General features: G+C 70.5%; 1 protein-coding gene. It reads right to left on the reverse strand.

All coding sequences use genetic code 11. The features are described from left to right. Positions 1–231, reverse strand: a 231-nt coding sequence (locus tag BSZ14_RS20400; protein ID WP_445190555.1) for a transposase domain-containing protein, incomplete at its 3' end; no start/stop codon positions are given. Between the last annotated feature and the right edge of the window lie 20 nt (positions 232–251).

The following is a 251-nucleotide window of genomic DNA, read 5'->3' on the forward strand; positions in this document are numbered from 1 at the left end:
GAACGCCATCTCCAACTGCTCGTCGTCGAGCTTCTCGGAACGGGCCCCGAAGCGGTGCCGGCGCAGCGCGGCGATGATATCGTGCAGCCGGGCCAGTTCCGCCTCGGCATGGTCGTTGACGGCGTTCAGCCGCACGATCTCGGCGCGGGTCGCTGCCCGCTCGGCGCGCAGGTCATCGATCTGCGCCTGCGTTTCCTTGCCCGCGACCCGCAGCGCCGCAAGCTCGGCCATGGTCGCGGCGAGCATGTCGC

The sequence above is a fragment of the Sphingomonas sp. Sph1(2015) genome (genome assembly GCF_001970915.1).
Classification (GTDB): Bacteria; Pseudomonadota; Alphaproteobacteria; order Sphingomonadales; family Sphingomonadaceae; genus Sphingomonas; species Sphingomonas parapaucimobilis.